General features: G+C 65.1%; 21 protein-coding genes and 1 pseudogene. 8 read left to right on the forward strand and 14 right to left on the reverse strand.

Annotation, left to right across the window (positions count from 1 at the left end):
- The first annotated feature begins 92 nt into the window (after positions 1-92).
- Positions 93-269 carry a hypothetical protein gene (locus ACSVC7_RS30565; RefSeq protein WP_448208256.1) on the forward strand — a complete coding sequence of 59 codons (177 nt, stop codon included), beginning with the start codon at positions 93-95 and terminating at the stop codon, positions 267-269.
- A gap of 45 nt (positions 270-314) precedes the next feature.
- Here ACSVC7_RS30565 and ACSVC7_RS30570 read toward each other — a convergent pair whose 3' ends face one another.
- Positions 315-1010 (reverse strand): plasmid pRiA4b ORF-3 family protein, encoded by a 696-nt coding sequence (locus ACSVC7_RS30570; RefSeq protein ID WP_448208257.1) that lies wholly within the window; start codon positions 1008-1010, stop codon positions 315-317.
- 54 nt (positions 1011-1064) lie between these two features.
- Positions 1065-1403, reverse strand: a pseudogene (locus tag ACSVC7_RS30575) (transposase); the annotation flags it as partial.
- A 408-nt stretch (positions 1404-1811) separates the two neighbouring features.
- Between ACSVC7_RS30575 and ACSVC7_RS30580 the strand changes: the two are divergent.
- Positions 1812-5840 (forward strand): chemotaxis protein CheB, encoded by a 4029-nt coding sequence (locus ACSVC7_RS30580; protein WP_448208258.1) that lies wholly within the window; start codon positions 1812-1814, stop codon positions 5838-5840.
- Positions 5841-5850: 10 nt separating this feature from the next.
- On the opposite strand, the gene ACSVC7_RS30585 is transcribed toward ACSVC7_RS30580, so the two are convergent.
- From ACSVC7_RS30585 to ACSVC7_RS30600, 4 genes are all read right to left on the reverse strand, one after another.
- Complete coding sequence (locus tag ACSVC7_RS30585; protein WP_448208259.1) at positions 5851-7656, reverse strand: SLC13 family permease; 1806 nt, start codon at positions 7654-7656, stop codon at positions 5851-5853.
- Positions 7657-7698: 42 nt separating this feature from the next.
- On the reverse strand, positions 7699-7833 hold the full coding sequence (locus ACSVC7_RS30590) for a hypothetical protein (RefSeq protein ID WP_448208260.1): 135 nt from the start codon (positions 7831-7833) through the stop codon (positions 7699-7701).
- Between the two features lie 243 nt (positions 7834-8076).
- Positions 8077-8286, reverse strand: a complete 210-nt coding sequence (locus ACSVC7_RS30595; protein WP_448208261.1) for a cold-shock protein — start codon at positions 8284-8286, stop codon at positions 8077-8079.
- Positions 8287-8516: 230 nt separating this feature from the next.
- On the reverse strand, positions 8517-9656 hold the full coding sequence (locus ACSVC7_RS30600) for a sensor histidine kinase (RefSeq protein ID WP_448208262.1): 1140 nt from the start codon (positions 9654-9656) through the stop codon (positions 8517-8519).
- A gap of 452 nt (positions 9657-10108) precedes the next feature.
- On the opposite strand from ACSVC7_RS30600, the gene ACSVC7_RS30605 reads away from it, so the two are divergent.
- The 3 genes from ACSVC7_RS30605 (at position 10109) to ACSVC7_RS30615 (ending at position 11947) form a co-directional block, all read left to right on the forward strand.
- Complete coding sequence (locus tag ACSVC7_RS30605; protein ID WP_448208263.1) at positions 10109-10399, forward strand: hypothetical protein; 291 nt, start codon at positions 10109-10111, stop codon at positions 10397-10399.
- 160 nt (positions 10400-10559) lie between these two features.
- Positions 10560-11312, forward strand: coding sequence for a DUF2147 domain-containing protein (locus ACSVC7_RS30610; RefSeq protein WP_448208264.1), 753 nt, complete (start codon positions 10560-10562; stop codon positions 11310-11312).
- Positions 11313-11704: 392 nt separating this feature from the next.
- Positions 11705-11947 (forward strand): hypothetical protein, encoded by a 243-nt coding sequence (locus ACSVC7_RS30615; RefSeq protein WP_448208265.1) that lies wholly within the window; start codon positions 11705-11707, stop codon positions 11945-11947.
- Between the two features lie 47 nt (positions 11948-11994).
- On the opposite strand, the gene ACSVC7_RS30620 is transcribed toward ACSVC7_RS30615, so the two are convergent.
- Together ACSVC7_RS30620 and ACSVC7_RS30625 are read right to left on the reverse strand one after the other, a co-directional pair.
- Positions 11995-12297: a hypothetical protein gene (locus tag ACSVC7_RS30620; protein ID WP_448208266.1), complete on the reverse strand. Its 303-nt coding sequence runs from the start codon at positions 12295-12297 to the stop codon at positions 11995-11997.
- 128 nt (positions 12298-12425) lie between these two features.
- The gene (locus tag ACSVC7_RS30625; protein WP_448208267.1) at positions 12426-12731 is read right to left on the reverse strand and encodes a hypothetical protein; all 306 of its coding nucleotides are present in this window, start codon (positions 12729-12731) and stop codon (positions 12426-12428) included.
- 38 nt (positions 12732-12769) lie between these two features.
- Between ACSVC7_RS30625 and ybaL the strand changes: the two genes are divergently transcribed.
- Both ybaL and ACSVC7_RS30635 read left to right on the forward strand, forming a co-directional pair.
- A complete protein-coding gene (gene ybaL, locus ACSVC7_RS30630; protein ID WP_448208268.1) occupies positions 12770-14602 on the forward strand; it encodes a YbaL family putative K(+) efflux transporter in 1833 nt (610 codons plus the stop codon).
- A 205-nt stretch (positions 14603-14807) separates the two neighbouring features.
- On the forward strand, positions 14808-15224 hold the full coding sequence (locus tag ACSVC7_RS30635) for a hypothetical protein (protein WP_448208269.1): 417 nt from the start codon (positions 14808-14810) through the stop codon (positions 15222-15224).
- 34 nt (positions 15225-15258) lie between these two features.
- On the opposite strand, the gene ACSVC7_RS30640 is transcribed toward ACSVC7_RS30635, so the two are convergent.
- Together ACSVC7_RS30640 and ACSVC7_RS30645 are read right to left on the reverse strand one after the other, a co-directional pair.
- The gene (locus tag ACSVC7_RS30640; RefSeq protein ID WP_448208270.1) at positions 15259-17223 is read right to left on the reverse strand and encodes a PHA/PHB synthase family protein; all 1965 of its coding nucleotides are present in this window, start codon (positions 17221-17223) and stop codon (positions 15259-15261) included.
- A 253-nt stretch (positions 17224-17476) separates the two neighbouring features.
- Complete coding sequence (locus ACSVC7_RS30645) at positions 17477-17632, reverse strand: hypothetical protein (RefSeq protein ID WP_448208271.1); 156 nt, start codon at positions 17630-17632, stop codon at positions 17477-17479.
- Positions 17633-17743: 111 nt separating this feature from the next.
- Here ACSVC7_RS30645 and ACSVC7_RS30650 point away from each other — a divergent pair, with 111 nt between their 5' ends.
- Positions 17744-18337, forward strand: coding sequence for an exopolysaccharide biosynthesis protein (locus tag ACSVC7_RS30650; RefSeq protein ID WP_448208272.1), 594 nt, complete (start codon positions 17744-17746; stop codon positions 18335-18337).
- 38 nt (positions 18338-18375) lie between these two features.
- Here ACSVC7_RS30650 and ACSVC7_RS30655 read toward each other — a convergent pair whose 3' ends face one another.
- From ACSVC7_RS30655 to ACSVC7_RS30670, 4 genes are all read right to left on the reverse strand, one after another.
- Positions 18376-18639, reverse strand: a complete 264-nt coding sequence (locus ACSVC7_RS30655; RefSeq protein ID WP_448208273.1) for a hypothetical protein — start codon at positions 18637-18639, stop codon at positions 18376-18378.
- Between the two features lie 471 nt (positions 18640-19110).
- Positions 19111-19845 carry a YsnF/AvaK domain-containing protein gene (locus tag ACSVC7_RS30660; RefSeq protein ID WP_448208274.1) on the reverse strand — a complete coding sequence of 245 codons (735 nt, stop codon included), beginning with the start codon at positions 19843-19845 and terminating at the stop codon, positions 19111-19113.
- 38 nt (positions 19846-19883) lie between these two features.
- Complete coding sequence (locus ACSVC7_RS30665) at positions 19884-20282, reverse strand: DUF2382 domain-containing protein (RefSeq protein WP_448208275.1); 399 nt, start codon at positions 20280-20282, stop codon at positions 19884-19886.
- A gap of 82 nt (positions 20283-20364) precedes the next feature.
- Entirely contained in the window at positions 20365-21003 is a 639-nt protein-coding gene (locus tag ACSVC7_RS30670) for a hypothetical protein (protein ID WP_448208276.1), read from the reverse strand.
- Between the last annotated feature and the right edge of the window lie 339 nt (positions 21004-21342).

Here is a 21342-nt window from a genome sequence, read left to right on the forward strand (position 1 = left end):
AGGTTTGAGACGGTCTCAGGAAAACCAGCGGAGCCGATCGCCTCTCGGAAAGCTTCAGACTCGCGCGGCGTCGGCCTATCCTGCAAGCCGGTTTGTTCTTCCTTTTTATCGGAGCAAACTCATGGCGGGGTACATCGTTTCTCGGCCATGACGACATCGCCACCACCCGGATTTACGCCGACACCAGTGCGGCGACGCTGCGGCACAAGTTCGACCAGATCACCGATTCCGGCGGCCGGGCGCTCGTGCAGGCGATCGCTGCCAGCTAGGGAACGCCGGCCGCGGCCTTCGACCGATTTGCGGAATGCTCCTCCTCAGAAGTGCTGATGCATGAGAACATGATGCTCGTCCTGCCGGAATCGCTGGTTCACCGTGCGCCGGGAGAAATCGTCGGCGAGAAACGGTTCGCGGGCTTTGGCGCGATCCAGCGCTTCTTCCAATTCCCGGCGCGTGTCCGGGTCATCCAGAAGGCCGGTCTGCGTGTCGAGCACCACCGCCTCGACCAGACGCGCGATCGTGGCGATGTCGTCCAGAGCGTCGAAGCCGACGGCTTCCCGGCGCCGGTCCGCATAGCCTTCCGGCCCACCACAGCCCTCCGGCGGACAGGTGTGGTCTCCGGCGATGCAAACCGGGTAGAAGCGCCCCGGTTCGGGCTCCCGACGACCCTCGACCCGAACCTCATGCCGCCAGAGCGCGGTCATATCGTAATCGTAGGTGAATTTGGCCCCCTTGCGGAACCGGAAGGCATCCAAGGGGACCCGTGGCGATGAGACGCCCAGCTCGAACGAGCCGTAATGGACAGCATGGATCCGGAACCGGTAAAGATGAATGCCCTCCCAGCCCATGGCCACCTGAAGAACACCATGCAGTTCTTCAAGAGTGAACGCGGCCGGCACCAGAAGCCGTCGCCAGACCATCGGGCTGACGTCCAGGAGGCGGACCTTCACCTGAAGGATCGAACCGCTCGACAGTTCAGCCGTTGAGTTTTTGGCGGGAGGCTGTCGGGGCATCAGGAGGTCCGTTTTTCAGAAGCTCCGACCCTACACCCCCTCGGATCCGCCGATCTACCCGACCGCCCCACACTTCTGCATGCTCTCCTGGATGGCGAACTGGGCGCGGGCCATGCCCCACTCGCGTGGTGGCATCTTCCGGTCTTTGCAGGCTTGGTTCAAGACCAGGAACAGCAGCTTCAGCGCGGCGTTGACCGTCCGGCGGTCCTTCCAGGACACGAACTCCAGGGACCCGCGGATCAGGTGGCCAATGCAGGTTTGCATCTGGGCCTGCGGGAAGACAGCAGTGATCGCCTCGGGGAAGCCCTTCAGGCCATCGACGACGGCAATCAGCACGTCCACGACGCCGCGGTTCTTCAACTCGCTGATCACCCGTAGCCGGAACTTGGCGCCCCTTAGCAAACCGTGTCTTCCCGAACCGCCAGCCTCAACGAATTGACGGTGCCTCCAGAAGCTCCGACCCTACACCCCTCGGATCCGCCGATCTACCCGACCGCCCCACACTTCTGCATGCTCTCGCCGGAGAATCCGCCCATAAAGCCGGAGTGACAGCGACAAACATGCTCTATGTCTTGCGATAAAATAACTGGGGATTTCCTTAAAAAGGCGAAAATCGTCCACATTCATCATTCTCCATTCATACTGCAAAGGAGAATTTCTCATCCGGAAAGGATATTGCAGTCCTGCGGTGCCGCACGTGCATTGACAGCGATGGTTGAACCAACGATCATATCTGAGTTTGTATAGGCCCTGACATCGCGCCAGGGGGCAGTAAAAACAATAAAAAGATCGGGAGATAATGTGGAAGACGCGGTAAGTTACGGGAAGAGCTTTCAGGCTTGCACGCCCGTCTGCGCGATCGGTGCTTCCGCTGGCGGCGTGTCGGCGCTTCGGACGTTCTTCGGTCAGATCGGCGATGATCTCGGGCTTGCCTTTGTCGTGATCGTGCATCTGGCGCCGGACCACCCCAGCGTGCTCGCCGAAATACTCGCCGGGTCGACCACGATGCCGGTGCGTCAGGTCGAGGACAGCCCGCGCCTGGAGCCGAACTGCGTCTACGTGATTCCACCCGACCGCGAACTGGTGATCAAAGGGAACGATGTCGCCGCGCGCCCGTTCGGCAGGCCGCGTGGCAGCCGCGCCCCCATCGACATGTTCTTCCGCTCGGTTGCCGCCGCGCGGGGCGACGGCATCGCCGTTGTCCTCACCGGAGGCGGCTCGGACGGGGCCGCGGGCGTCAGCGCGATCAAGGAGTCCGGGGGTGTCGTCTTCATCCAGGATCCGGAAGAGGCGGAGTACCCGACAATGCCGCTCAGCGCCATTGCGACCGGGGTTGCCGATTTCGTCCTGCCGATCCGCAAAATGGGAGAACGCATCGCCGAGGTGGTCCGCAGCAAGGCGACGATCCGGCTGATCACCATGGACGATGCGGAGGTCCACCTTCGCAACATCCTTCGGTTCTTGCGGGCGCGCACCGGGCACAACTTCTCCAGCTACAAACGCGCGACCGTCATGCGGCGGATCAGCCGGCGCATGCAGGTCACGCGCTGCACCGGTTTGGAAGCCTATGCCAACCACCTGCGGGAAACGCCCGAGGAAGCGCAAAAGCTGTTCGACGATCTGCTGATCTCCGTCACCATGTTCTTCCGCGACCCCGACGCCTTCGGCGTGCTGGCGAAGGAGGCGATCCAGCCGATTTTCGAGCGGGTGGGGGAAGATCAGGCGATCCGGGCCTGGGTCGCCGGCTGCGCCACGGGCGAGGAAGCCTACAGCCTGGCCATCCTCATGCTGGAGGAGGCGACGCGCCGTTGCGTTTCCGTGCCCATCCAGATCTTCGCCACCGACCTGGACGAAGGCGCCCTGGCCACCGCGCGGGAGGGCCGCTATCCCGCCTCGATCGAAGCGGATGTCAGCGAGGAGCGGCTGCACCGGTTCTTTTCGAAAGAAGGCGCGCACTATCGGATCAAGAGGGAAGTCCGCGACCTGGTTCTGTTCGCCTTCCACAGCGCGCTGAAGGACCCGCCGTTCATGCGGCTCCAGCTCATCTCCTGCCGAAACCTGCTGATCTACCTTGAACGCGACCTCCAGCGTCAGATCTGCGGGGTGTTCCATTATGGGCTGGAGCCCAACGGCTATCTGTTCCTGGGCTCGGCGGAGACGGCCGACGCCACCCCCGACCTCTTCTCCGCCGTGCATCGCGAAGCCCGCCTGTACCGTGCCCTGCCGCAGGACGGTCGGCGGCTGCCGGAATTGCCGCAGCCGCCGTCGAAACTGGGGACGTTGATGCCGGCGCGTCGCGCGTCCTTCCAACCGGCCGGCGCGGAGGCCGGAACCGCCCAGCTGCACATCGCGGCGTTGGAACAGACGGCGCCGCCCAGCATCCTGGTGGATCGCGATCGGCGCATCCTGCATCTCTCGCCGACGGCGGGACGCTTCCTGCTCCCCTCCGGCGGCACCTTCAACAACGAGCTGCCGGGCCTGGTCAGGCCCGAACTGCGCGTGGATCTGCACATTGCCCTGCGGCGCGCGCTGGAGCATGGCGAGCCCACCCTGACCCCTCCGATGGCCGTGGCTTTCGATGGGGCGCCGCACCGGGTGGCCATGCAGGTAGCACCAACGCCGCAGCAGGAATTCTCGACCGGCCAGGCTCTGGTCTACTTCCTGGACGGCGGGGCCATCGATCCGGAGCGCCCCACCGAGTCCGGAATGTCCGGTTCGAACAATGCAATCGGCCGCCTGCAGGAGGAGTTGAAGGCGTCGGAGGAGCGTCTGAAGACCAGCCGCGTCGAATACGAACTCGCGATCCAGGAGCTGCGCGCGGCCAACGAGGAGCTGCAATCGATCAACGAGGAGTACCGGTCCACCTCGGAAGAGCTGGAGACCTCGAAGGAGGAGCTTCAGTCGATGAATGAGGAACTGCAGACCGTGAACGGGGAACTGCAGGGCAAACTGAAAAGCATTTCATCGGCTCACAGCGACTTGAGGAACATGGTGGCCTCCACGGAGATCGGCACGTTGTTCCTGGATTCGGATCTGAACATCCGCATGCTGACGCCCCCGGTGGCGTGGGTGTTCAACATCACCGATGCCGATGTCGGGCGGGCGATCACCGATTTCACGCACCGGCTCGACTATGAGGGGCTGAAGGAGGACGCGCTCCGCGTTCTTCGCGAGTTGATCCCCATCGAACGCGAACTCGGGACGACCGACGGCCGCTGGCTGATGGTGCGGCTGCGGCCCTACCGCACCATCGACGACCGCATCGACGGCGTGGTCGTCACCTTCGTGGATGTGACCGAGCGCCGGCAGGCGACGGCGAACCTGGAGGCCAGCGAGGAGAAATACCGCTCGCTGTTCCAATCGATGACCGAGGGGCTCGTTCTGGCGCGGATCGTCTGCGATGGCGACGGCAAGCCCGTGGATGCCATCTATTCGGAAGCCAACCCGGCGGCCATCCGCATGTTCGACGGGGATTTCCTGGGCCGGCGTCTGACCGAAGCGGCGCCCGGAATCGAACCGCACTGGTGGGAGATCCCGGCCCGCGTGCTGCGGTCGGGCGAACCGGAACGGCACGAGTTGTTCGGCGCTCCTCTGGGGCGGTGGTTTGAAGTCTATGTCTGGAAGGTGTCGCGGGGAGACGACAGCGTCGCCATTCTGCTTCGCGACGTTACCGAAGAGCGGCTCCAGCGGGACGAAAGCGTGGCCCGGGAAAAGGCGGAGGAGGCGAACCGCAGGCTGTCGAGCTTTCTGGCTTCGGTCAGCCACGACCTGCGTCAGCCGGTGATGGCCGCCAACCTGTTCCTGGGGCTGCTGAAGATGCGTCCGCTCCCGGCCGAGGAGCGCAAACTGGTCGAACCGCTCTCCGACAGCCTCGCGAGCCTCACCGGCATGCTGACCGGATTGCTCGAGGTGGCGCGGCTTGACGCCGGCGTCTTCCAGATGGTGGTTCGTGATTTCGAGTTGAGCGAACTGCTGGGTCGTCTGCACAGCGAATTCCAGGGACAGGCCAGGGAAGCCGGACTGTTCATGGACGTGCCGCACACGGACTTGCTGGTGCGTTCGGATCCCTTGCTGGTCGAGTTGATCCTGCGCAATCTCCTGTCGAACGCGGTGAAGTTCACCGAAGCCGGCGGCGTCCGCGTCGAATTGCGCGTAGAGGGCGAGACTGTGCGGATTTCGGTCGTCGACACGGGCGTCGGGATCCCCGCCGACAAGATCGAGCATGTCTTCGACGAGTATGTCCAACTCGGGAAAACCGCGCGGGAGCACAGCCGTGGCTTCGGCCTCGGGCTCTCGACCGTGCGCCGTGTCGCCGCCCTGCTCGGAACGGGGGTGGAGGTGCGCTCGAACCCGGACCGGGGCTCCACCTTCACGCTGGCGCTTCCGCTCGCCCAATCCGGTCAGGCACCCATCGCGAATTCCGGAACCGTCACTCACGTCGCAACCGGGCAGATCGCGCTGAACGGCGTGACCGTGCTGGTGGTGGATGACGAGGCGCTGGTCCTCAAGGCGTTGACGCTTTCGCTTCAGTCCCGCGGCGCCACGGTGTTCGCGGCCCGCAGCCTGCGCGAAGCGTCGAAGCACCTGGAGCGGATGCCCGGCACCCGGGCCGCCATCGTCGCCGACTACACCCTGGCCAGGGGCGAACGGGGAACGGACGCCATCGCCGCCGCGCACCGGCACGGCGTCGCGGCGGCGGTCCTGATTACCGGTGACACCTCGCCGGAGCGCATGGCCGAGGCGCAGCGGAGCGGTTACTTCCTGCTCAACAAGCCGGTGGATTCGGACCATCTCGCCGAACTCCTGGCGAACATGCTCGGGGACGGCTGATCCCCGGCGCTCACCGCAGTCCCCACACCAGGGGAATGAGCAGGGTTCCGACGGCAACCACGATGATCGACAGCGGCAGGCCGAGCCGCCAGTAATCGCCGAAGCGATAGCCGCCCGGACCCATGACCAGCGTGTTGCATTGGTGTCCGATGGGCGTCAGGAAATCGCAGGCGGCCCCCACCGCCACTGCCATCAGCAGAGGATCCGGGTTCATGCCGAGCCTCTGGGCCAGGCTCGCCGCGATCGGCGCCATGATCAGCGCCGTCGCCGCGTTGTTGAGGAACGGCGTCAGCGCCATCGCCGTCACCAGGACCAGCGTCACCGCCCCCACGGGAGGCAGAGCGCCGGCGACGACCGCAAGCCCTTGCGCCATCAGCGCGGCAGCGCCCGTGCTGCTGATGGCGTCGCTGATCGGGATCAGGCAGGCGAGCAGCACCAGGATGGGCAGTTCGAGCGCATCGTACGCCTCCTTCAAGGTGAGCACGCCGAACAGCACGATGAGAACGGCAGCGCCGAAGAACGCGGCCGCCACGGGAAGTAGATTGAGCGCCACGCCCCCCATGGCGAGCGCCAGCAGGACCAGCGGCAGGTACTCCCGGCCGCGGCGTTCCAAGCCGGTGGCCCGATCGACGAGCGGCAGGCAGCCAAGGCCACGCAACGTATCGGGCATGGCCTCGACGCTTCCTTGCAGGACGAGGACGTCGCCCGCCTGGAAGCGCAGGTTTCGAAGCCGGGTGACGATGCGCTCGCCGTGCCGGCTGATCCCGATGAGGTTCACGCCATGCTGCTGGCGCAGGCGCAGTTGTGCCGGCGAGCAGCCAAGCAGGGGGGAACTCGTCATCACCACCGCCTCGACCACCCCGACGTCATGGGCGGCCAGATTCTTCGTCACGCTCCGGCCGGCGCCTTCAAGGTGCAGTTTCGCCTCCGCCACCACCGTCCGCAGCGCGTGGGGGTCGCTTTGGAGCACGAGGATGTCGTCGGCGAACAGCGTCCAATGCCCGGCGGGGCTGTAACGCCTTTCATGCTCACGGATGATGGCGACAACGGTGACGCTGCCTTCGCCGACGGCTTCCAGGTCGGCGACCGTCTTCCCCACCAGCGGGGAGGTGGCGGGCAGGCGCGCTTCGGACAGGTACGGCTCGATATCGAACGCTGCAGCCGGCGGCGGCGGCGCCCGCCGACCCCCCGGCAGCAACCGCCAGCCGACCACAAGGAAGGCGAAGCCGGCCGCCGCGATGCCCAGGCCGACCGGCGCGAAATCGAACATGGCGAACGGCGTCCCGAGCAGTTCGGTGCGCACCCGCGAGACGAGGATGTTGGGTGAGGTGCCGATCAGCGTCACGAGGCCGCCGGTCAGCGATCCGAAGGACATCGGCATCAGCAGATTCGATGCCGGCGTGCCGCTGCGCCGGGCCACCTGGACGGCGATCGGCAGGAAAATCGCCAGGGCGCCGATGTTCTTCATGAAGGCGGACAGGACCATGACGCTGCCCGTGAGCGCCGCCACACGCGCTTCGGTGGTTCGCAGATGGGGTTCCAGGCGCCGGATGCCCCGGCTGATCATGCCCGACTTGCCCACTCCGGCGCTGACGACGAGCGCCGACGCGATGATGACCACCACCGGATCACTGAAGCCGACGAAGGCCTGGGATGGCCGAACGACTCCGGTGGCCATGGCCACGAGCAGTCCGAGCAACGCCGTCAGGTCGTAACGCAGCCGGTTCCAGACGAACAGCGCCACCAACCCGATGATGATCGCGATGGCAAGTGCTTGGTCAAGGGTCAGGGGCAGCCTCGATGGTTGTGCGGACATCCGCGCGGATTGCGCTGCGGGCGCCGTGCATGAATCCTGCGGTCAGGGTCGAGGTTTGGGCCGGAAGCGCGTCAGCCGGCACATCAGCTCGGCAATCTCCGCGGCATCCTCGATGCCATAGCCGCTCTGAAGGCGATTGTTCAACGTCGCGACTTTGCCGGTCGCGGTGTCGAACACCGTCCACGTCCCCCCTGCGGCATCGGGACGGATCTCAAAACAAGCACTCGGTCGGATGCCGTGGTCCGCAATGGGGCCGCAGAGCATCGCGTTTCTCCTTCTTGAGCCGTGCATGTGATTCTGGCCGGTGGCAGTCCATGGGGAAGCGCTCCATGCCGCTGGGACGTGGAGACGCGAAAAGGGCACCGGAAATCCCCGGTGCCCTTCCGCCCAAGCCCGGCATGGGAAGCCCGGCATGGCGCCTCAAACAGCTTTGAGTTCCTCAGCGGAGGTCTTGCCGCGTTTCGGGTCGCGCAGTTCCTCATAGGAAACCCTCTGGCCCTCGTCCAGCGCGTGCATGCCGGCGCGCTGGACGGCCGAAGCGTGGACGAACACGTCCGGGCCGCCGCTGTCCGGCTGAATGAAACCATAGCCCTTGGTGCCGTTGAACCACTTGACGGTGCCGATGGACATCGCTGTCCTCCTGTGATGCGGGTGGGCACCCCGCCACGCGACGGGGCACGTCATGCTGTGATCCAGGAAGCGCAACGGGTTCCTTGCCCGAAGGCGACACAAGGCCGATGGCAGGATGACCAAATCTACGTGGGGACCGGCCACCGGCCATCCCATCCGGCATCCGGGGAATAGCCCTTGGATCATGTGCGGAATACCGCGCGGCACACTTCCCGCCCGTCCGATGGCAATCAGGCTGGAAACGTGACCGTCACAGCCACGCCCACGTCCTGGCCGACGTCGATCTCGCCGTCGATCTGTTCGACGAGGGCGCGCACGATTCCATAGCCCAGGGCGCCTTCCCGGCCGGCGGACATGCCGACCCCGTCGTCGCTTACACGCACCATCACCCGGTCCGCGCGCGACCGCCGGGCCACCACCGCGATGTGCCCCGCCGGATTGGACGGGAAAGCGTGCTTCACCGCGTTGGTGACCAGTTCATTCACCACCAACCCCAGCGCGATGGCCTGGTCCGCCAGGATGTGAATGTCCTCGTCCGCCTGCACCTCGATCCGAATGCCGGCGTCCTTGCCGGTGGCAGTCATCAAGGATGCGCACAAATCCCGAAGGTAGGGCGCAAGACCGATCCGGCGGGGGTCGCGGGACTTGCTGAGCAGGTTGTGCGCGTGCGCCATCGCTCCCAGCCGCTCCTGCGTGTCCAGGAACAGCGCCCGGACCTCCGGGTCCGCTTGCCGGTACGCCTGCGCGAACAGAAGAGAGGAGGCGATGGCCAAGCTGTTTTTGGCCCGGTGGTCCACCTCGCGCAACAGCACGTCGTTTTCCGCCAGCAGGCGCGACAGGCGCGCGTTGGCCGTCGTTAATTCCTGCGTCCGCTCGGCCACGCGCTGTTCCAGATCCCGGGTGAGCCGTTTCAGGTCCTCTTCGGCTTCGCGGCGCCGTGTGATGTCCAGAAAGGACAGGAAATGGTGGACGATGTTCCCGTTTTCGTCGGTCCACCGGCCGACGAACAGCGCCACCCACAGCGTGCTGCCGTCTTTGCGGTACTGCTGGATCTCCAGTACTTCGTCGCGCTGCCCGGCGATGGCGTTCTTGAACCGTTGGATCGTCGTGGGATCGGTGTCCGGCCCGTCCAGGAAGTGCGGTTCCTGCCCCAGGACCTCGTCCATCGTGTAGCCGGACATGGCCAGGAACGCGCCGTTGGCGAAGATCACCGGGTTGCCCGGCCGCGTCGCGTCGGCGACCATCATCGGCACGCGCGTGGCGGCGACCGCCTTGACGAAGATTCCTCCCTGCGCCCGTACAGCGTCCACTTGCTGCTCCGCGTTGGTGCGTTCTGGCCTGTTGGGCAGGTCTGGACGGAAGCCGGTCATGTTTCCTCCGGAAAAGAACGCCGGCGCTCAGCGCGCAATCCATGTCGCCTGCCCATGTCGCCTGCCCATGTCATCATGACACAGTATGGGCGAGACGATATCGAATCCTCATCCGGAATCCATAACGCCATCTCTCCAACGGTGCGCACGCGTTCTCACCGAAGTTCCAGGCATCGCAAATGAACGTGTCATCAAATAACGGCACAACGCCAAAACAAACTTTTCATTCGAGAAGCCGCATGTTTTGCAGGCTCGGCTGTTCACATAGTCACAAGGGTCCTTATCAACCAAACGGCTCCGGGCGCGCATCCGTTCCGAAAAGCGGCTATGCGGAAACGGCAGTGATCACACGCATCATCATACACGCGGCAGGGAACGCACTGGCCCACCCCAGCGCGCGCCCCCTGCATTGAGCCCATAAGCCTCGACGCCCTGAAAGGGATGGACACCGGATGAACGAACAGACCCCGGGCATCACCCGGCGCGACCTGGAAGCTTACGTCTGCGACACGCTCGACCCGACGGCGACTGAGGTGGTCGTGGCTTACCTGGCTGGCAATCCCGATCTCAGATGGCAACTGATGCAGGACCGCTCCGCACGGCGCCGCCTGCGCGACCGGTTTTCCCCTGTCCTCCAGGAGCCCATTCCCGAACGCATGCTGACGCTCATCCGTTTGGCCGGAACCCATCACAAAACGGGGGCGGCGTCGGCGTCCGGCGGCATTGGGCAGGCGGAAAAGTGAAATTGGACAAGCCGACCGAGATCGCCGTTGAAGTTCCTGGGAGCTACGGTTTCCAATGCCGCCCCCGGTTGGTGACGGGCTCCACGGAGGCCCGCTTGAAAAGTCTCTGGAATCATCGTCTCAAACCGCGATGTGACGCGAGTGCGACTGTTGATGAACAATGCTGCTGGAGGCTGCAATGCGCGCGAGAGACAGGAAAATCCTGCTCGGCACCATTGGTGCTGCACAAGCGCTCAGCATGGAGCGAGTTGGAGCACTTGACCGCTCATTCCCAGTACAAAGGGTAGCCATCGGCCTCAAACGATTGACGTGTGCGGCCTGCCGGACAGCGATGCCGTCGCTGCTCGGCCCACACCGGGCCACCGGCTCCAGTTGCAACCATGGATCTCGCAAAGAGCGGCACGACACAGCGGATCATGCGTTGCAAACACTGTTGAATTCTTTCCTGACTTTGTTGGCGGTCCTTTTGGTTCTTTCCATGATACCAGGGACGGCTTTGGCCGCGGACCTGCAAGGTGTCTGGCTGACGGAAGACAAAGACGCTGTCCTCAAGATTGCCAAATGCGACGGTCAGCTTTGTGGCCGAATTATTTGGTTGGAGAGTTCGACAGATCGAAGTGGATCGCTTCGACTGGATCGAAACAATCCCGATCCTGCCAAACATGCGCAACGGGTCTGCGGGCTCGTCGTCATAACCCGTCTCAAATCCACCGGCCCCGATACGTGGGACGGGTCAGTCTACAATCCGCAAGATGGTCAGACCTACAGCGGCAATATCACCGCTCTGTCGGATCAGGCATTGAAAGTACGCGCCTACATCGGCCTGCCAATCTTCGGCCGGAGCCAAACTTGGACACGAGTAAAAAGCTCGTCCGCGAACGACATAGAATACAAATGCCGCAGCGATCGATAAAATTTTCTCGTTGATGGTTCGGCGCCCATCCCCCGTCCTTCTTTGCGGTTTATGGGTTCATATGCCGGAATCGCCACGGTGCAAAACTTATTTCAGCACCATTTCTTCCATAGAGCCCATCGCAGTCCCTTTATCGGCCTCGGTCGGCGGTGCACTGGCGATGAGGACGTCGCCACGGCATACCCAATTCACGACAACCCCAAATCGGTCTGCCGAACATACGGAACATGACCATGACCCTTCAAACACCCACGCCTCCCGGCTCCACAACCCTTTGGAGCGCTGCCATGGAGTACTTTGTGCCGCCGCTGGTGATCCCGGTCGCCGTCGTGCTGGCGGTCCTGCTCTTCGTCCTGATTCATGGGCCTGTGGCCTGAACCGGAGAAATCGCCATGCTCAAGAACATGGAGAGGGAGACTTTCGAACGGTGCGTTGCCCACGTCACGCTTCGCCCGGACGATTTCAGTATGAAGGACCGCGTCGAGGCGCGTGTCATCAGGGGCGGCACGATCCAAGTCCACACCATCACGGTGACCTACGTGCCGACCCGAACCTCCCGGATCTATCGGTCGTCGCTTCCCTCCGCCTGGTCCGGACCGTTCAGAAAGGATCTGGACGAAGGGGCCTTCTACTGATCCGGCGATCGGCTGGCAGCGGCCGCGACGCTGGGGTCTCCGTGTCACTACCGGCGTTCGAGCGTACCCTGGCGGCGACCTTCGCTGTCCCGGATCACCAGTTCTCCTTCGGCAAAGCCACGCTCGACGCTGCCGATCAGGCGCCCGGCGTTGTCGCGCAACACCTGGCTCCCCTTGACGTCCGCCTCGATGCGCCCGACGGGCCGGTCACCGCGGTCGCGGACGACACCAGCGGCATCGACGTGATTGCCGGGGTCGAAGAGGTGCGTAGGATTGCGCTCATCGGCAGCGGCGGCACCGGCAGCACCGATGGCGAACGAAAGAAGAAGGGCAATGACAGCGGGCTTCATGGTGTCCTCAAGGGCAACGTTCGAGCCGCAGCCCTTCCTTATGTGGCTCTCCACCCTCCATCTTGCGAGGGTGCGCGCCTGACCCCGCACATTTTGCCCCCACACATGTTGCCCGCAGCCCGGCGCCGTCAGTTCTGATTGGCGTGATGCCCGATCACGCTCCGATTCAGACACTCGGCCAGATGCTCCGCCTCGGCGAAGGGCAGACCACGGCGAACCGCCTCACCGGCCAGTTCGCCGTCCACCATCGTAGTGTCGATGACCATCCAGCCATCGAAATCAAAGCGAAGCCCATATTCCATCATCATCCAATGGATATGGAGATGCGCGAGGGCGCAAGCGAAGGCGCGGACGAACACCTGCCGTCGGTACGGCCACGCATCGCGCTGACCAGTCGCTAGGCAACCACCATATTTGACCGAGCCGGGCCCCATCGCGGGATTCTCCCGTCCGGGACCGGACAAGGATCGTCATGCCGCACGAGACGCCGCTCATCGCCACCATCGTCATGGGCCTGGTTCTCGCCTTTCTGGGCGGCCTTCTCGCCAGCAAGCTCCGGCTGCCTCCCCTCGTCGGCTATCTGCTGGCCGGCGTCGCAGCCGGCCCCTTCACGCCCGGCTTCGTTGCCGACGAGGGGCTCGCATCCCAACTCGCCGAAATCGGCGTCATCCTCCTGATGTTCGGGGTCGGGCTCCATTTCTCGATCAAGGATCTGCTCGCCGTCCGCACCATCGCGATACCCGGTGCCCTTGCCCAGATCGCGATGGCGACGGCGCTCGGCATCGGCGTTACGCACATGTGGGGCTGGCCGTTCGGTGCGGGTCTGGTGTTCGGATTGGCGCTTTCGGTCGCCAGCACCGTGGTGCTGCTGCGCGCCCTTGAGGAACGCAACATCCTCGATTCGGAAAACGGACGGATCGCCGTCGGCTGGCTCATCGTCGAGGATCTCGCCATGGTGCTGGCGCTGGTGCTGTTGCCGGCCTTGGCGGGAGTTCTCGGCGGGACTCCGCGCGGCGTGGCGGGGGAGACCGGCGGCGCCCTGGCCGTGACCCTGGCGCTGACGCTGGGCAAGGTCGGGCTGTTCCTGGCCCTGGTGCTGGTGGTCGGCACGCGCGCGATCCCTTGGCTTCTGATGCAGGTCGCCCGGACCGGCTCGCGCGAGTTGTTCACGCTCTCGGTGCTCGCGACCGCGCTCGGCATCGCCTTCGGCTCGGCCGCGCTGTTCGGCGTCTCCTTCGCACTCGGAGCCTTCTTCGCCGGCGTCGTCCTGAGCGAAAGCGACTTCAGCCATCAGGCCGCCGCCGACGCGTTGCCGCTCCAGGACGCCTTCGCGGTGCTGTTCTTCGTCTCGGTCGGCATGCTGTTCGACCCGACGATCCTGATCCGCGAACCGCTGGCCGTGCTCGCCGTCGTCCTGGTCATCGCGCTGGGCAAATCATTGGCGGCGTTCGGGATCGTGCTGGCGTTCGGTTACCCCGCATCGACCGCGCTCACCGTGTCGGCCAGTCTGGCGCAGATCGGCGAGTTCTCGTTCATCCTGGCCGGCCTTGGGGTGACGCTCGGGCTCCTGCCGCCGGAGGGACGCGACCTGATTCTCGCGGGAGCGCTCCTCTCGATCACGCTCAATCCGTTGGTGTTCGCCGGTCTCGACCGGCTTTCCGGCTGGCTGCGCCGGCGACCGGGCATGCTGGGCCGTCTCGAACGCCAGAGAAACGACAGCCTATCAGTGCTGCCTCCGGCCCACGAAGGTCCGCAGGATCATGCGGTGATCGTCGGCTACGGACGGGTCGGCAGCATCGTCGGCAAGGGCCTGAAAAGCCAGAATTTGCCCATCGTGGTCATCGAGCAGAACCGCCGACGGGTCGAGGCGTTGCGCAAACGCGGCGTGCCGGCCGTCTACGGGGACGCGACGACACCGGGCGTCCTGGAGGCGGCCGGCATCCGGCGGGCGCGGCTGATCGTGGTCGCCACACCCGGCGGCTACCGGACACGGCGCGTTCTCGATCTCGCGCGTCAGATCAACCCCGGCATCGATACGGCGGTGCGGGCCCACAGCGAGGCCGAGGTCGCCCATCTGGAAAGGCAGGGCGTGGGCGTGGCGATCATGGGGGAGCGCGAGCTTGCCTTCGGGCTGATGGACCATGCCCTGCGCAGCCTCGGCGCCTCGGACGACAGGACGCGGCGTGTGGTCCAGGGGGTTCGGGTCGCGGGCGAGGGTGGCGTCTACGAGCGGCGACTGGGCGAGCCCTCGCGTGGCGTGCCGGAACTGCGCCAGCATCGTGACGAGGCCCCGGCGCCCGATTGACAATCGTCTCTCGCGCGCTTGGAAGAAAAATCTTGCCAAATCGGCCGCTTCTGAATCAATCGGCAACGTATTTATTGGAGCACAGCCGCGCACCCTCGCGTCCGTGCAATATTTGTCAACTTGTGCTTATTTGAACCGGCGCCGATGATTTTTCAGAATATCGCCTTATATAACGATCTCTCGCGCGATTTTATGGGAGGGCGACATGCCGTTGCGCGCCGAATACACCCTGCACCAATCCGACTTGACCGAGTTCCTGGCCGCCCCGCTCTGGGAGGAGAAGAACGGCAGCCCACTCAGCGTCCTCTCGGCGCTGGCGCGGCTCGACATCGATCCCTGGGCCGAGGCCGCCCGTCTGGCGGCGCTGCCCAGGGATGCCGCGGCAGCGGCGCTCGCCGTCATCCTCCGTCGGCTTCCCGCGCAACAGCCCGAAGCCCCGGACGCCGTTACGACCGCTGATCGTCTGGTGAAGCTCTTGCCGGAAGGCGGGTCCGCCACGACCACGGTCGCACATGGTGAAACCGCCAGCCGGCCCCGCCGCTGGGGCAGCATCAATCGGTGGCTTTTCCTTTTGCTCATGGCGACGCTCATCGCCTGGGGGCTGAAGGGGCTCTGGTCCTGACGGGCCACCCGCGGCGCCAAGCAGCGGTGCGGACTCACTTCTCCAGGACGTAAGATCCTGGCGCGTCGGCCAGCGCGGGATACGCCGCACTGCCCAGCGTCGGCGGCTTTCCTTTTCGACCCGACCGTTCGGCCAGCCACGCCGTCCAGTCCGTCCACCAGCTGCCGCCGTGCGCGGCGGCCGTCTCGCGCCATGCCTGCGCGGTCGCGCCGGGCTCTTCGGCGTCGTTGGTCCAATAGGTGCCCTTGCCGCCGGGCGGGTTGATGATCCCGGCGATGTGCCCGCTGGACGCCAGCACGTAGCGCACCGCGCTCCCCTGAAGCAGCCGGGTGACGCGCCACGCGGCGTCCCAGGGCACGATGTGGTCCTTCTCCGCGCCGACCGCGTAGACGTCCTGCGGGATGCGCCCGAGGTCGATGGCCTCGGCCTTGAGCCTGACCTTGCCCGGAATAATCAGGTTGTTCTCGACATAGGTGTTGCGCAGGTACCAGCTGTGCGCCGCCCGCGCCATGCGGGTGCCGTCGCTGTTCCAGTACAGAAGGTCGAAGGCCGGGGGCTTGTTGCCCATCAGGTAGTTGTTGACGACGTTCGACCAGATCAGGTCGTTGGAGCGCAGCAGGTTGAACATGTTGCTCATCTCCCGGCTGTCGAGATAGCCGCGCTCCATCATCTGCTGCTCGATGAAATCCACCGTCGGCTCGCCCAGGAACACCGCGGTGTCGCCGACATGGGAAAAGTCCTGGAGCGACACCATGAAGGTGGCGGCGTTGAACCGGGTGTCGCGCTTCGCGGCCAGCCAGGCGAGCGTGATGGCGAGCAGCGTGCCGCCGATGCAGTAGCCCATCACGTTGATCGACGCGGCCCCGGTGATGTCGCGCACCACATCGGCGGCCTCCAGCGGGCCGAGGTCCATGTAGTCCTCGAACCCGACGCCGTCCATCGCGGAGTCCGGGTTCTTCCACGAGATCACGAACACCGTGAACCCCTGCTCGACCAGATGGCGCACCATCGAGTTCTTCGGCTGCAAGTCGAGGATGTAGTACTTGTTGATCCACGGCGGCATGATGAGCAGCGGCACCGCGTGCACGGCCTCGCCCGCCGGCTGGTACTGGATCAGTTCGATCAGCCGGTTGCGGTGGACCACCTTGCCGGGGGTCGTCGCCAGATTGCGCCCCGGCTCGAAGGCGGTGGCGTCCACCATGCTGAGGCGGCCGTCCCGCAGGTCCGAGAGCAGGTTGCGCGCGCCGTCGGCCAAGCTGACGCCGCCGGTTTCCAGCACCCGCCGCAAGGCGACCGGGTTGGAGGCCAGCAGAAGCGTTGGGCTCATGGCGTCGACGAACTGGCGGAGGTGGAAGGTCAGCCGCCGCCGTTCGGCATCGTCGAGGCCGTCGGCCTGCTCGCCCTGCTCCAGCAGCCAGTCGGAGGCCAGCAGGTACATCTCCTTGAGCGTGCGGTAGGCCGGGTTGGCGTGCCATTCCGGCGCGGCGAAGCGCCTGTCACCGTCGGACGCCGGACGTGGCTTGGCCTCGTCCGCCGCCTTGCCGTTGCCCAGACCCCACCAGCGGCGGCCCGCGTCGTTCCAGGCCTCCATGGCGGACTCCCAGACAGCCGCCTGCACATCGGCGGCCTTGCGCATGGTCCTGTCCGGATGGCTGAGCGACAGCACCCACACGGTCCGGAGCGCGCGGGCGACTTCCGCCCAGTCGACCGGCACGATGGCGCGGAAGGGGTTGGAGTTCCACAGGCCGTCGATGGACCGGAGGACCGGGTCCCTGGCCAGGATGTCGTTGAAATGCCGGGTTCCGGCGTCCAGCATGGTACCGGTGAGATCGTCGGGCGAGATCTGCCACCATGGCCTGTTTGCTCCGGTCCAATCGCGGACGGCGCCGGCGTTGGCCTCCATCCAGGACGTCCAGAGGCCCAAGGCCATGTCGGGTCTCAAGGGCAGGTGGTCCGGGGGCAGCCGGTCTGGGGGCAGCCGGTCCGGACCGCCATCCATTCCGGTTTCCCTGTCCTCCCGGTTCGCGGCTGCGCCGCCTTCACGGGCTTGGTGCCGCCGGCGATCATGGTCCTTGCCTCTTTCGGTGCTCATGGGAAATGCCTCTCGTCGTTCGCCTCTCCGGCTGTGGCCGGCCGACCGTGGCGGGCGATCAGGGTTCAAACGGCGCCGGAGACGGTCGGTCGTCGAGGACGTTCCCCGGCATCAACATCGCTGGTGGCCTCTCGTTCTGCCCAACATCAGGTGAGGCCCGTCACGGGCTGGAGAGCATCCACGCCACCACGGCGGCGATGCCGATCAGCACGCCGGCCAACCCCACCTCGCTGAGGCGCCCGCGCCGGTACAGGGCAACACAAACCGCGATGACCGAGGCGGCGGCGATGAACAGGCCCATCTGCGACTGGTTCACGGCATCACCCCCCGCAGGCGTTTCACGTGTTTCACCTTCCGAGCCGACCTGCCGGCCCCATTTCCCGCCCATCTCCCGATGATGGGTCAACCGTCCCGGGGGTGCATTGTCATGATCATGCGCGTGCCCACGTCCGTGGTGCTGAACGGAATTCTCGGGGAAGCACCCGCGGAGCACGTGACGCTGGACTGGCTCGTCGGAAGGCTCGGCCATCGTTCCTTCGGCGTCATCCTCCTTCTGCTGGCGCTCCTCGGCGCGCTTCCGGGCGTGTCCGCCATGGCCGGCGTGCTGCTCATGATCGTTGCGTTCCAGATGATCCTGGATCGTCCCGGCCCCGTGTTCCCCCGCCGCATCGCCACACGCCACGTCGAGACCCGGCGGCTGACCGCCATCATCCGCCGGACCGTTCCGATGCTGCGGTACCTGGAACGGTTCATCCGCCCGCGCTGGGCCACCCCGTTCACGGCGACCAAACGGGTGGTCGGCGGTGTCGTCCTGCTGCTCGGCGCGAGCCTCCTCATCCCCGTCCCCCTGAGCAACATCCCTCCGGCATTCCTCACCGCCCTGATCGCCTTCGCGTATCTGGAGGAAGACGGTGCGCTGCTCTGTGTCGCGCTGGCCGGAACCCTTCTGCTGTCCGTGATCGCCCTGGGGATGGCCTGGGAGGCGATGAGTGCCACCGGCTGGCTGCCAGGTTTCCTGTAGAACTCCCCATGTCCCTGCGTCCTGCCGGGAGCGCCCGTCTATGCGACGGCTGCGTCGGCCTGCTCGGCTCGCTCCAAATCCAGAGGATCGATCGTGGCGGCCTGGACGAGGATCGGACCGCCGGCGCGCACCGGCAGCAGGATCACCGTCGCGACCCGCCGGTAAACCGGAAAGGACAGGCCGTCGATCAGTTCTTCGTCGGTTTCGACCGTGTAGGTTCCCGCCGGTTGCGCACCGTCGATCCCCGCCAACACGAAGGGGTGCGAGAATGTCACTGTTTTGCTGCTGGTGCGTGAGAACATCGGATGCCTCCTGGGGCTCGATCTACCTGCTGGTGCGCAGGGGAATGCGATGCGGGGGTGACGAGGGCCAGCCTTCCGACACGGCCGCGTTCCATGACCGATCGTCGTCCGCCCTGGCTCTCCGATCGTCAGCGGGAGCCGCCGGGACACTGACGTCCATCGCGGCCTTGTCCGGAAGCGCAATCACGTCATGGGCTTCATGCGGAACAATCTCAGTCGAAGCGTCAACCATCACATCCTCCCATCAGCGGCCCATCAGCGGCGGTAAATTTTCTCACGTTACCGCATCAGAATTCATATAGGCGCAGCTGCGGAATTTCCCTCACACGGCGCGTGGATATTCAGGCCATGCTGCTTTCTTGCGGGGGACGGGGTCGGAAGGGCGCCACGTGATTTTTCCAATTCAATGAAGGCGACGGCCGCCGCGGCGCCTGTCCCCCTCTCAGGGAGCAGGCGTTCGCTTGGCGGCGGTCAGCGCTTGGTGCTGGTGGGCTTGGTGCCGGGGTGGTCATCGGTGGGCTTGACCTTCACATCGGTGCGCCGCGCCGTGGCTTCCACGGTTTTATCGTGCTCGCTTGCCTTCTTGGACAGCACGACCTCCTCGACGACGCGCGCCTCCTTGGTCACCTCCGGGGTCTCGGACGTGGCCGTCATCTTGAGGGTCTTGTCCTCGAAGGCGGCCTCGGCCTCACGGCCGCTGAGAGCCCGGTCGGCCTTGTGGCGCTCGACATCCACCTTTTCCTCGCGCAACCGGACGGACTCCCGAACCGGCGTCTCGGTGACTTCCGTCGTCACCTCCATCCCGCCCTTGCTGACGCGGCGCTTGCCGATCTCGACCTCCTCCTCGACCACGGGAACGGTCTCCTCCTCCACGACCGTCCCACGAGCCGCCTTCTGCTGCTGCGGGGAGCCTTCGGGCAGGTCGATAGCGCCGTTCTCGTCAAGAATGGCCTCCGCGGCATCCGCGTCCCGATCGGCAATGTCGGCCGCCACCAGGGTGTGGCCCTGCTTGATCGCGGCGCCGTACCGCTGTGCAAGGTCCTTCGCGAAGCCGCGGTCCAGCAGCTCCTTCATTGCCTTGTCGGCGTTGCCGGCCCCGTCGAAGGTGTCGATGTCCTTCTCCCGGCAACCGGCCGCAACGAGGGCCTGGAAGGCCTTCTTGGCGGCGCGCTGCTCCTTGTACAGTCCAACGACGATGGTGCTCATGATGTTCTCCGTTGAGATTTGGTGATGGTGGAGGCCGTTCAGGCCTCGGTGTCGGGCGGGGATTGTCCCCGTTCGACGATGATGTCCTGGCGACGAACCTTGACGGTGTCTTCAAGCCTGCGAGTGTCGGTGTGGCGGGTAATCCGCACCTCCTCCACCAGCTTCAGCCGCACCTCCAGGGTCGCGACCTCTTCGACGACCGAGATGACGGTCGTGTCACCCTCCTGACGATCGGGGATGGGGCGGTCGACGAACCGGTCGCACGGCACGCGCTCGATTTGGATCGTCTGCACCGACAGGTCGGCTTCGACCGGCTGCTCGTGCTCACGGGTGACGGTGTGGGCCTGAAGCGTTTCGGTGACCCGCTTGCGCTTGTGGATGGTCACCTGTTCCTCGGCCACCGGAAGAGTGTGCCGCTCGATCTCGGATGCCTTCATGGGGAGCCTCCTGCCGTTGCGTTCGGGGGGATCGGCCGTCCGAATGGTCGGGCGGATGCCGGTCGCGTGGATACCGGTCGCCTCAGCCGGCGCGCCCGATCCGCTTCTGGCCCGCCGCGTCGGCCGCACGGGCCGAAGCCTGAACGATGCGGGTGCTGGTGTCGAAAAAGGCCAGCATCCCGTCGAGCCAGAACCGGTTCCCGGCGATCAGAACATCGCTTGGGCTGCGGGCACGAAGCATATCGTTCATCATCTCGCTCTGACGCTGGGCCGCCCGATTCATGTGCTTGACCATCTCGGAGCACGCTGCCCCATAGCTCGAAGCCATGACGTTGCCGAACTCCATGGCCATCGTGAGGTTCTGTTCGGCTTCTCGGGTGGCGCCCTGGACGGTGCGGCCGGCCAGTTCGCCGCCGGTGCCGGATTGCGGTGCCGGCCAACGTGTTGCCTGTTGGACGAAATCACGGGCGGATTGTGCCGCCACCCTGCCGGACGGCCGGGCCGATCGGTCATCATGGGGCTTCCTGGCAACAGGACCGCCGGACCTCGTCGCCCCTTCATCGCTGGCGCCGCGGATGGTGTGGATCTTGGAACTCCCTGTCTTTTCCGCGGCCTCATCGCTGGCGCTCCGGATGGTGTGAGCCTTGGAACTCTCTGTTTTGTCAGCGGACTCATCGCTGGCGCTGCGGATTGTGCGAACCGGGGACATGCCGTCGGCCATAGTCTTCTCCATTGATTGGTAGGGTGTTCAGGGAGCGATGTGCTCGACCTGTGATGTCCAGCTCTATATTATGCTGCATTGCACATTTACAAGGTGCGCAAAACAAAAATGTGATGTGTGCCCGATAAAATTGATGAATGGCCATAAAACAGTGATGATGTTTTCCTTAATCATGCTGCCGTACATAATCAAGAAGGCGCTGTTCTTAATAACGATTATTATTCCAGACGCGCCCGAGTCCCGCCAAATAATTGCAGCGCCGTTGCGGCTGGACCAACCGTGCAGGGAAGGACCCGCACGGCGATGGGGCGATGGGGCGATTGGGCGATGGGGCGATGG

The organism is Azospirillum mesophilum, from assembly GCF_053470405.2.

Bases quoted from the DNA above. Each gene is read 5' to 3' on its own strand.
- ACSVC7_RS30570 (WP_448208257.1), bottom strand. From the start codon at position 1,010: ATGCCCCGACAGCCTCCCGCCAAAAACTCAACGGCTGAACTGTCGAGC.
- ACSVC7_RS30585 (WP_448208259.1), bottom strand. From the start codon at position 7,656: ATGTCCGCACAACCATCGAGGCTGCCCCTGACCCTTGACCAAGCACTT.
- ACSVC7_RS30595 (WP_448208261.1), bottom strand. From the start codon at position 8,286: ATGTCCATCGGCACCGTCAAGTGGTTCAACGGCACCAAGGGCTATGGT.
- ACSVC7_RS30600 (WP_448208262.1), bottom strand. From the start codon at position 9,656: ATGACCGGCTTCCGTCCAGACCTGCCCAACAGGCCAGAACGCACCAAC.
- ACSVC7_RS30605 (WP_448208263.1), top strand. From the start codon at position 10,109: ATGAACGAACAGACCCCGGGCATCACCCGGCGCGACCTGGAAGCTTAC.
- ACSVC7_RS30610 (WP_448208264.1), top strand. From the start codon at position 10,560: ATGCTGCTGGAGGCTGCAATGCGCGCGAGAGACAGGAAAATCCTGCTC.
- ACSVC7_RS30615 (WP_448208265.1), top strand. From the start codon at position 11,705: ATGCTCAAGAACATGGAGAGGGAGACTTTCGAACGGTGCGTTGCCCAC.
- ACSVC7_RS30620 (WP_448208266.1), bottom strand. From the start codon at position 12,297: ATGAAGCCCGCTGTCATTGCCCTTCTTCTTTCGTTCGCCATCGGTGCT.
- ACSVC7_RS30625 (WP_448208267.1), bottom strand. From the start codon at position 12,731: ATGGGGCCCGGCTCGGTCAAATATGGTGGTTGCCTAGCGACTGGTCAG.
- ybaL (WP_448208268.1), top strand. From the start codon at position 12,770: ATGCCGCACGAGACGCCGCTCATCGCCACCATCGTCATGGGCCTGGTT.
- ACSVC7_RS30635 (WP_448208269.1), top strand. From the start codon at position 14,808: ATGCCGTTGCGCGCCGAATACACCCTGCACCAATCCGACTTGACCGAG.
- ACSVC7_RS30640 (WP_448208270.1), bottom strand. From the start codon at position 17,223: ATGGATGGCGGTCCGGACCGGCTGCCCCCAGACCGGCTGCCCCCGGAC.
- ACSVC7_RS30650 (WP_448208272.1), top strand. From the start codon at position 17,744: ATGATCATGCGCGTGCCCACGTCCGTGGTGCTGAACGGAATTCTCGGG.
- ACSVC7_RS30655 (WP_448208273.1), bottom strand. From the start codon at position 18,639: ATGTTCTCACGCACCAGCAGCAAAACAGTGACATTCTCGCACCCCTTC.
- ACSVC7_RS30660 (WP_448208274.1), bottom strand. From the start codon at position 19,845: ATGAGCACCATCGTCGTTGGACTGTACAAGGAGCAGCGCGCCGCCAAG.
- ACSVC7_RS30665 (WP_448208275.1), bottom strand. From the start codon at position 20,282: ATGAAGGCATCCGAGATCGAGCGGCACACTCTTCCGGTGGCCGAGGAA.
- ACSVC7_RS30670 (WP_448208276.1), bottom strand. From the start codon at position 21,003: ATGGCCGACGGCATGTCCCCGGTTCGCACAATCCGCAGCGCCAGCGAT.